5 protein-coding genes are annotated in these 5,787 nt (G+C 33.7%); all 5 read left to right on the top strand.

The features are described 5' to 3' along the window. The first annotated feature begins 223 nt into the window (after positions 1 to 223). Positions 224 to 2,650 carry an outer membrane protein assembly factor BamA gene (gene bamA / locus CKF58_RS07980; protein WP_119532703.1) on the top strand — a complete coding sequence of 809 codons (2,427 nt, stop codon included), beginning with the start codon at positions 224 to 226 and terminating at the stop codon, positions 2,648 to 2,650. Positions 2,651 to 2,747: 97 nt separating this feature from the next. Then, the gene (locus CKF58_RS07985) at positions 2,748 to 3,338 is read left to right on the top strand and encodes an OmpH/Skp family outer membrane protein (RefSeq protein WP_119532705.1); all 591 of its coding nucleotides are present in this window, start codon (positions 2,748 to 2,750) and stop codon (positions 3,336 to 3,338) included. A gap of 71 nt (positions 3,339 to 3,409) precedes the next feature. Beyond that, positions 3,410 to 4,486 (top strand): UDP-3-O-(3-hydroxymyristoyl)glucosamine N-acyltransferase, encoded by a 1,077-nt coding sequence (gene lpxD, locus CKF58_RS07990; protein WP_119532707.1) that lies wholly within the window; start codon positions 3,410 to 3,412, stop codon positions 4,484 to 4,486. A 9-nt stretch (positions 4,487 to 4,495) separates the two neighbouring features. Next, a complete protein-coding gene (fabZ, locus tag CKF58_RS07995) occupies positions 4,496 to 4,957 on the top strand; it encodes a 3-hydroxyacyl-ACP dehydratase FabZ (RefSeq protein ID WP_119532709.1) in 462 nt (153 codons plus the stop codon). A gap of 1 nt (position 4,958) precedes the next feature. Beyond that, positions 4,959 to 5,768 (top strand): acyl-ACP--UDP-N-acetylglucosamine O-acyltransferase, encoded by an 810-nt coding sequence (gene lpxA / locus CKF58_RS08000; protein ID WP_119532711.1) that lies wholly within the window; start codon positions 4,959 to 4,961, stop codon positions 5,766 to 5,768. The last annotated feature ends 19 nt before the right edge of the window (positions 5,769 to 5,787 follow it).

The following is a 5,787-nucleotide window of genomic DNA, read 5'->3' on the forward strand; positions in this document are numbered from 1 at the left end:
TAGCAACCCCTTAAATTATAACTAGAGTATTTTTGGCTTGTTTTTATTGCTTATTTGCTAAACAATCGGTAGATAAGTGAAAAAAATAGGCAAAAATATTTTATAATAAGCTTTACGTGCTTGTTTTAAGATTAGATTGATGAAGTAATCAAGCATACTGTATTCGTTTTAGTATATATAGTTGAAATATAAATGAATTCACTATAACTAACCTAGTTTCCACATGAAAAAATTTCTCTTAACTAAATTAATGTTAGCGTTAAGCCTCCCTACGCTAGCAGTAACACCTTTCCAACTAGATAAAGTAGAGATTAATGGAGTTAATCAGAGCCAAGGTCAAGATATCATTGGCTTATTAAAATTAAGTCAAGGTACAGTAATTAATGACGATAAAATCGCTACAATTACTCGTACTCTATACAATACTGGTAACTTCACTAATGTAACAGTTAATAAAAAAGACAATAATTTAGTTATTGATCTTCAATTAAAGCAAACTATTGCATCAGTCAATTTCAAAGGTAATTCTTTAATTCCAACTGACCAAATTCGTCAAACGTATGAACAAAATAACATTCGCCAAGGTGCGATTCTAAACGAAGATACGTTAACGCAATTAAACGAAGAAGTTGAAAAGTTTTATCAAAGTCAAGGTTATAGCCAAGTTTCAGTAGCAACTAAAGTTACTACTTTAGAAGATGGTACAGTAAACGTAGATATTATCGTTGACGAAAAGAAAAAAGCATACTTAAAAACTCTTAACCTTTCAGGCAATACTCACTATAGCCAAAAAGAGATTTTAGAACAGTCAATTATTCGTCCGGGTACACGCTGGTATAACTTCTATCATAATTCTAACTTTACAGCACAAAGTAAACAAGAATTATTAGATAACATTACTAACTTCTATCAAGATAGAGGTTACGCACAATTTAAAGTTTTATCAACTAAAGAACAAAACCTTGATGCAGAACGTCCACAAGATGTTACTTTAGACGTTAATGTATATGAAGGTGAGATCTATAAAGTTGCAGCAGTAAACTTCTTTACACGTAATACTACTTTAGATGAAGAGTTTGCTAAACTTAGCAAAGTAGAAATTGATAAAGACTACAATAAATCTAGAGTAACTGAAACTATTTCAGCGATTAAAGATTACTTAGCAGGTTTAGGTTATGCTCATCCTGAAATTAAACCAGTATTACAGTTTAATGAAGACAACAAAACTGTAACAGTTACTATTGCGGTTGATAAAGGTAATCGTTACTCAGTTAACTCGATTAAGTTTAACGGTAACTACTTAACTAAAGATAACGTTATCCGTCGTGTATTACAACAACAAGAAAACGCGATTTATAACTTAAACTTAGTTAACCAAGATATTGCTACGCTTTTAAGAAGTGGTAACTTCCAAGATGTTACTTATGAAACTACTCCAGTAGAAGGTTCGAATGACCTTTTAGATTTAACTTATAAAGTTAAAGAAGTAGCTAACGGTAACTTCCAAATTGGTATCGGTTATGGTGATACGCAAGGTATTACTTATACGGCTAAGTTACAACAAAATAACTTCTTAGGTACTGGACGTAGTGTTGGTATCGATTTAGAAAAATCATCTGGTCGTTTCTATAGCTCGATCGATTATACAGAGCCATTTGTTACTACTTACGGTTTAAGTATTAACGGTTCGATTTACTACTCAAAAATCAATACCGAGAAATATAAACGTTACTACGGTTATAATTACCAACAAACCGTTTATGGTATTACTTTAGGTTCAAGTATCCCTGTATCGCGCTACGGCACTTTATCAGGTAGTATTACTTACGAACAAAATAAATATACAAACTTATATCCAGAATATTATCGTGCTCTATATTTAAACTCGATTGGTCAAAGTACTTCAGAGGGTAAATGGAAAGTTAGAACCCACGATATTACTTTAAATCTATCATATAACTATAATACTTATGATAGATATCTATTCCCAACCAAAGGTATAGACTTTACTGTAGGTGGTAGTTACACAGGTATCGCATCAACTGATAAATATGTAACTATGCAAGCAAGTTTAAAAACCTTTACTCCATTATCACGTAGTGGTTCTTGGGTATTCGGAACTCGCTTATCAGCAGCTCATGCTCGTGCCTTAAATAATACTTACTTACCGATTTCTGCTTTATATACAGCGGGTGGTGCTGGTACGCTACGTGGTTTAAGTTATGCGTCAGTAGGTCCAGCTTCGATTAACTGTGCTTCAGGTAGTAGTTGTAGTACTACCTCTGCTGCAAGTTTTAATCGTGTAAATCCATATGAAACGGTAGGTGGTGACTCGATCGTTTACGGTGGTGTTGATTTATACTTCCCAATGTTCAGAGGTGAAGCTGCGAAAACTGTACGTACATCGATTTTCGTTGACTCTGCTGCAGTATGGAATACTAAGTGGAAAAAATACACTGCTAACTTAGATCAAAGCATTTTCAATGGCTATGAGAACTGGGGTAAACCTAACTTCCGTGTTACTAGTGGGGTGAACTTAGATTGGCAATCACCTTTAGGCTTATTATCGTTCTACTTAGGCTGGCCAGTAATGAAAAAACAATATGATGATAAAGAAGTATTTGGTATTAACTTCGGTACATCATATTAATCAAAACTATTTATAAATTAAAAGATCAACAGGAGATACTCCTGTTGATCTATGATATTTCGATTAAAAGATTATATATTGTATTCAAGGACAACTTATGCAATTAAAAAAATCTGTATTAGCTGCTTTTGCTATCGGTTTTTCATCTTTAGTGGGTGTTGCTACAGTTAGCACTGCTTACGCTGCTCCTGCTGCAAGCACAGCTTCAGTAGTTGTAGCTGTTGTAAACTATGATTCATTAGTACAACAATCAAAAGCATACGCTGATGGTGCTAAACAATTTGATGCTAAATTTAAACAACGTAACGCTGATTTAGAAAAATTAGGTAAAGAGTTACAAACTGAAAACGCACAAATTGAAAAAATGAAACAAGCACTAGATAAAGATTTACAATCAGGTAAATTAAGTGGTGCACAATTAAAATCTCGTGAAACTTCTTTCCAACAAAAAGCGCAAGCATTTGAACAAAAATATACTAATTATCAAATGCAATTACAAAAACTACAACAAGAAATGCAAGATTTCCAAAATGTAGAGCTTGATCGTGTTGATAAAGCAGTTAGAGATATCGTTGCTAAATATGCAGCACAAAACAAAATCACTTTAGTAGTAGATTCTCGTGCAGCTATTTATTACGCTAATGCTATTGATATTACTAGTCAATTAGTTAAATTAGTACAACAATAGTTTTTAATAATTAGAGCTAACGTAATATAATATATTTATAAGTCATATTATTACATCTAGGCTTAGAAAGAATGATAAATATTACTTTATCTGATATTGCTCAACTAACAGGTGGTAAATTACTAAACGAAGCAAATGCTGATTTAGTAATTAATAAATGTCATGCCCTTGATAGTGAGGAGTATCAACCAAATACAATAGGATTTATTAAAGATAAGTCTTATTTAAATTTTGTTAATGCTGGATGTACTGATGCAGTTTTAATTTCTGAAAAACTTGTTGATTTAGTTACTAATCCTAACGTTAATAAAATTCTAGTTAAAGATCCTTACGTAGCTTTTGCTAAAGTTTCTCAAAAACTAGATACAACACCTAGAGTAAAACCTAGTATTCACAGCACAGCTGTTATCCCAGCCTCATGTACTATTGGTGAAAATGTTCACATTGGTGCTTATGTAGTGCTAGGAGAGAATGTTACCATTGGTAACAATACCATTATTGAAAATCACTGTTCTTTAGGTGATAATTGTAAAATCGGTAACAACGTAAGACTTCATCCACACGTAGTTCTTTACCATAGCGTTGAATTAGCAGATGACGTAGTGGTGCATAGTTTAACTGTATTAGGTGCTGACGGTTTTGGTTATGCTAACGAATACGGTAAATGGATTAAAATCCCACAAGTAGGAACTACTAAAATCGGTCAAAGAACAGAAATCGGTTCTTTAACAAGTATTGACCGTGGTGCTTTACATGATACTGTAGTAGAAAATGATGTTATTATTGATAACCATATTCACTTAGGTCATAACTGTAAAGTAGGCATGGGAACTGCAATGGCAGGTGGTACTATTGTTGCTGGATCTGTAACTTTTGGTAAGTATTGTATTATTGGTGGGGCATCGGTATTTAACGGTCACATTAATATTGCAGATCAAGTATCAGTTACAGGAATGGCAATGGTGCCGCATAGCTTAACCGAAAGTGGAAAAGTTTATTCATCTGGTATCCCAGTTGAGGATAATAAAAAGTGGTTACGTAGTACGGTTATGCTAAGATACGACAATCTTAAAGATCAAGCAGCACGTATTAAATCGTTAGAAAAACAAGTTGCCGAATTAATTAATCTTGTAAAACAACAAAATTAGGTTTAGTAAATGTCACAGTTAAAAGCAAATCCAGAGCGTATTATTGAAGTTGATGAGATTATGTCACTTCTACCACACCGTTATCCTTTCTTACTAGTTGACCGTGTGCTTGATTGGGAAGAAGGTAAATGGTTACGTGCAATTAAAAATGTAACTGTAAATGAACCTTGCTTTACAGGTCATTTCCCAGTTAAACCTATTTTCCCAGGTGTTTTAATTTTAGAAGCTATTGCTCAAGCAACTGGTGTTTTAGCATTCAAAACTCGCGAATTACCAGAAGATGAGTTATATTACTTTGCTGCCATTGATAAAGCAAGATTTAAACGTCCTGTAGTACCAGGTGATACAATGGTCATCGAAGTTAATTTCTTAAAAGAACGTCGTGGTATTGCACAATTTAATGGTAAAGTATACGTTGATGGCCATTTAGTTTGTGAAGCTGATTTAATGTGTGCCCGTAGAGGATTATAGTATGAGCATTTCTCCTTTAGCAATTATTCATCAAACAGCAATCGTTTCACCTAATGCAAATATTGCTGATAATGTAAAAGTAGGTCCTTTTTGCATTATTGAAGATAACGTAACAATTGGTGAAGGAACTGAATTAGTTTCTCATGTAGTTGTTAAGGGTAACACAACAATCGGTAAAGAGAATAAAATTTATTCTTTTGTGACTATTGGTGAAGTTAACCAAGATCTTAAATATAATGGTGAAGATACACAAGTAATCATAGGCGATCGTAACTCAATTCGTGAGTCTTGTACTATCCACAGAGGTACAGTACAAGGTATCAGTAAAACTATTGTAGGTGACGATAACCTATTAATGGTTAATGTACACGTAGCACATGACTGTGTAATCGGTAATCATAATATTTTAGCTAATAACGTTACCTTAGGTGGACACGTACGCATTGATAACTTTGCCGTTATTGGTGGCTGTACAGCAGTACACCAGTTTGTAAATATTGGTAGCCATGTAATGATGGGTGGTTGTTCTGGTGTAAGCCAAGACGTACCTCCTTATCTTTTAGCACAAGGCAATCATGCTTTTGCCATTGGTTTAAATACTACAGGTTTAACTCGTCGTGGTTTTACGGACTTCCAAATTAAAGCTCTAAAAGACGCCTATCGTATCATTTACCGTCAAGGTAAAACTATCGATGAAGCTGTTGGTGAGCTAGAGCAATTAGCAACACATACAACATGTGTTAGTCTTTTTGTTGAGTTCTTAAAACGCTCGGATGCAAAACGTGGTATTATTCGCCCAAGAACAAAATAACAAAACTAAAAAAGGAAGA

The sequence above is a fragment of the Psittacicella hinzii genome (assembly GCF_003585935.1).
GTDB classification, from domain to species: domain Bacteria; phylum Pseudomonadota; class Gammaproteobacteria; order Enterobacterales; family Psittacicellaceae; genus Psittacicella; species Psittacicella hinzii.